The organism is Paraburkholderia sp. SIMBA_053, from assembly GCF_046534895.1.
GTDB lineage: Bacteria > Pseudomonadota > Gammaproteobacteria > Burkholderiales > Burkholderiaceae > Paraburkholderia > Paraburkholderia caledonica.
Genome location: NZ_JAWRXU010000706.1, coordinates 1 through 271 on the forward strand (window position 1 = coordinate 1; position 271 = coordinate 271).

The 271-nt window shown below is 67.5% G+C and carries 1 pseudogene; it reads right to left on the bottom strand.

The features are described 5' to 3' along the window. Positions 1-271 (bottom strand): annotated as a pseudogene (locus SB753_RS37400) (12-oxophytodienoate reductase); the annotation flags it as partial.

A 271-nucleotide genomic window follows, 5' to 3' on the forward strand; every position in this document is an offset into this window, starting at 1 on the left:
CGGCGCAATGCGTCCACCAGCCGCGTGGACCGCGTCGACTACTTTCTTCCAGCCGGCCAGCGCCGCCTCGCCATGAAAGCGCGGGACGTTCGGATCGTCGAGCGCGGCCGCGCGACCAACACCGGTTCCTTCGGTGATGATGAGACCGACGCCGTGCGCCGCACGTCGCCGATAGTACGCGGCGACGTCGGCGCCCGGTATGCCGCCTGGGGAGAAAGACCGTGTCATCGGAGCCATGACTACCCGGTTAGGCACGGTGAGGGCATTGAGT